2 protein-coding genes and 1 pseudogene are annotated in these 3160 nt (G+C 60.4%); all 3 read right to left on the reverse strand.

Features of this window, described 5'->3' with window-relative positions; genetic code table 11:
• Window positions 1-585: pseudogene (locus AACZ55_RS15855) on the reverse strand (NAD-dependent epimerase/dehydratase family protein); the annotation flags it as partial.
• Entirely contained in the window at window positions 582-1949 is a 1368-nt protein-coding gene (locus tag AACZ55_RS15860) for a UDP-glucose/GDP-mannose dehydrogenase family protein (RefSeq protein WP_339647647.1), read from the reverse strand. The gene AACZ55_RS15860 and the pseudogene AACZ55_RS15855, both read right to left, overlap by 4 nt.
• A 115-nt stretch (window positions 1950-2064) precedes the next feature.
• Window positions 2065-2952 carry a hypothetical protein gene (locus AACZ55_RS15865; RefSeq protein ID WP_339647648.1) on the reverse strand — a complete coding sequence of 296 codons (888 nt, stop codon included), beginning with the start codon at window positions 2950-2952 and terminating at the stop codon, window positions 2065-2067.
• Window positions 2953-3160: the final 208 nt, after the last annotated feature.

Here is a 3160-nt window from a genome sequence, read left to right on the forward strand (position 1 = left end):
TCACACCTTCGACGACGTCATCGATATAGGTGAAATCGCGCGTGTGATTGCCGTGATTGAACACATCAATCGGCTCGCCCGCGAGGATGGCGCGCGTGAACTTGAACAGCGCCATATCGGGTCGCCCCCAGGGGCCATAAACGGTAAAAAAGCGCAGGCCCGTAGTCGGCAGTGCAAACAGATGCGAGTAAGAATGGGCCATCAACTCGTTCGCGCGCTTGGTTGCGGCATAGAACTGGAGGGGATGATCGGCGCCATCATGTTCGACGCAACGTAGGAGCGGGGATCCTCGAGGCTATAACGGACGCCGGCCTGGGCGGCGAGATGGATCACCCGGTCGAACCCCTCGTCTCCAAAGGCTTTATCGACCGCCCCATGATCGGCAAGATCGGCGCGGATGAATTTGAAATCGGCCCCCTGGGTGGCGCCCAGCTCGTAAAGCTGGCCGAGGCGGGCCTCTTTCAGCGCGGGATCGTAATAGTCGTTGACGATGTCGAAGCCGACGACGCTGTCGCCGCGCTCGATCAGGCGGCGGGCGACATGATAGCCGATAAAGCCGGCACTGCCGGTGACGAGGATTTTCACGACACGTTCTCGACGGCGTGCAACTGCGGATGGGCCGGGGCGCGCCCCACGCTGAAATAGGTCCAGCCGTCGCGGCTGAGCCTGTCGGGCGCAAAGATGTTGCGGCCATCGAAAATCAGTTTGGAGGCCATTCGCTCGGCCATCTCATCGAAATCGGGGGCCCGGAACTGTTGCCATTCGGTGCAGATGGCCAAGGCATCGGCGCCCTTGAGGGCCCCGTATTTGTCCCCGGCCAGGATCAGATCGTCACGCGCGCCATAGATGCGCGCGGTCTCGTCCATGGCCACGGGATCATAGGCCACAACCGTGGCGCCCGCAGACCAGAGCGCTTCGATCAGAACGCGGGAGGGCGCTTCGCGCATGTCGTCGGTATTGGGCTTGAACGCCAACCCCCAAACCGCCACCCGCTTGCCCTTGAGGCCATCGGCGCCGCCGAAATGGCTGGCCATCTTCTCAAACAGTCTGGTCTTCTGACGGTTGTTCACAGCCTCGACGGCGGCGATCAGCGGAGCGTCATAGCCGATATCGCCCGCCGTGCGGCCCAATGCCTGCACATCCTTGGGAAAGCACGAGCCGCCATAGCCGAGCCCGGGATAGATGAAGTGATACCCGATGCGCGGATCGGCCCCGATGCCCCGGCGCACCTCTTCGATATCGGCCCCCAGCCGTTCGGCGAGATTGGCGATCTCGTTGATGAAGCTGATCTTGGTGGCCAGCATGGCGTTGGCTGCATATTTGGTCAGCTCCGCCGAGCGGACATCCATATAGATCGTGCGATCATGATTACGGTTGAAGGGCTCATAGAGCTCCTTCATCACGTCACGCGCGTAGTCCGTGGCCGTTCCCACGATAATGCGGTCGGGCTTGAGAAAATCGTTGACCGCAGCGCCTTCCTTCAAGAATTCGGGATTGGAGACCACGTCGAATTCCAGCGCCGAATTGCGATCCGCCAGAACCTGCGCCAGCCTGATGCGCACCTTGTCGCTCGTTCCGACCGGAACGGTGGACTTGACCACCACGATCTTGCGCCTGTCCATGGCCCTGCCTATGGATTCGGCGACAGCCAGGACATATTGCAGATCGGCGGCACCGCTTTCGTCCGGCGGTGTGCCCACGGCAACGATTTGAACATGGCCATGAGACACGGCCCGTTCGATATCGGTGGTGAATTCGAGCGTACCGGCCCTGACATTTCGGGCTACGACCTCGTCGAGCCCCGGTTCATGGATCGGAATTTCCCCGCCATTGAGCCGCGCGATCTTGTCGGCGTTTACGTCAACGCAGACCACCTGATGGCCGACATCGGCCAGACACGCGCCGGTGACAAGGCCGACATAGCCGGTGCCAAAGATGGTGAGCCGCATGACGTTTCCTTTCAGTGCCGCGCCACGTTTATGTCATTGATCCAGACGAGGCAATCGCAAGGCCGCTTCGACAACTACAGGCAATACAGATCGCGGCGGGGCGGTCTTTTTCGCGCTACCGGTTCCTGCGCAGCAACATTGCATTTTTGATGCGCTCGAGCTTGAGCTGATTGTCTTGCTCGCTTGCCGCATGCCTGAGCCCGGCCCGCACGAAAACAAGGATCAATAGGACAAAGCCTGACCCGAGAACCGCAAGTATGGATATGAGCACGGGTGAGCGGCCCTGGGCGCGAGGCGCACTCGGCGCATCAACGACAATGTCATCTCCGGTGACGGCCAGAGCTTCGCGCAACGCTGCCAGCTCAAACTCGTCTGCGGAGCGTCCCGAAAGCATCTGGTCCAGCGCTATGGCAGATGAGGCATAGATGTCCGCATCGGCAGGCATTTGGGCAGGGTCGGAAAGAATTTCCGTGAGCTGTTCTATCGCCGAGTCGCGAATGGCAAGTGTGCCCTCGAGACGATCAGCCCGGCCAGAAAGTTCAAGTTTGGGATCAGCCAACTGGCCGTCTTGAACGGCAGCCTGCAGGCTTTGGACCAAGCGATCGAGCGCCTCAGCATCTACCCGGTTGGTCTGGATCAAGGTAAGCCGGCTCTGGACGAGGTTAGGAATTTGCACTGTCGCGCTGCCTCCCGCACCCAGCACAGGCGAAGGGCCCGCGCGGTCGGAGACCGGTTCAACTGCAAGGCCCACCATATCGGGCTCGGAGAGGCCAAATTGGGGCGCAAGAGATCCGCCTTGCACCCCGGCTTCCACAAATTCCACGATTGCGGCAGGCGGTAGCGCCACCACCGCTTCCGAGCTGTAGGTTTGCGGCTGACTTGCCAGGAACCAATACGTCAGAGCGCCGATGACGAGCGGTGCGATCACCAGCAACAGCCAGTTCTCGGCCACGACGATCAGGAGATCGAGAAGACTGATTTCGTCGTCATCAGGCTTTGTCATTTGAACCCGTTTTCACCCTTTTTGCCACGCGCTCTAAGCGTACGACCCGACATTGAAGATAAACGCGGCAGGCCGGACGGTTTCTGCTGCTCGAAAGTGCCGGGCGAGCCGGCTGGCCACCTCTCGCACATCGCCAAACGATGCGCAATAAAATGCCTTTACCCGATCTCGATCGCACACCAATGGCGATAGCCCGTTCCCGGTTCAA

It is taken from the genome of uncultured Pelagibacterium sp. (genome assembly GCF_963972885.1).
Lineage (GTDB): Bacteria > Pseudomonadota > Alphaproteobacteria > Rhizobiales > Devosiaceae > Pelagibacterium > Pelagibacterium nitratireducens.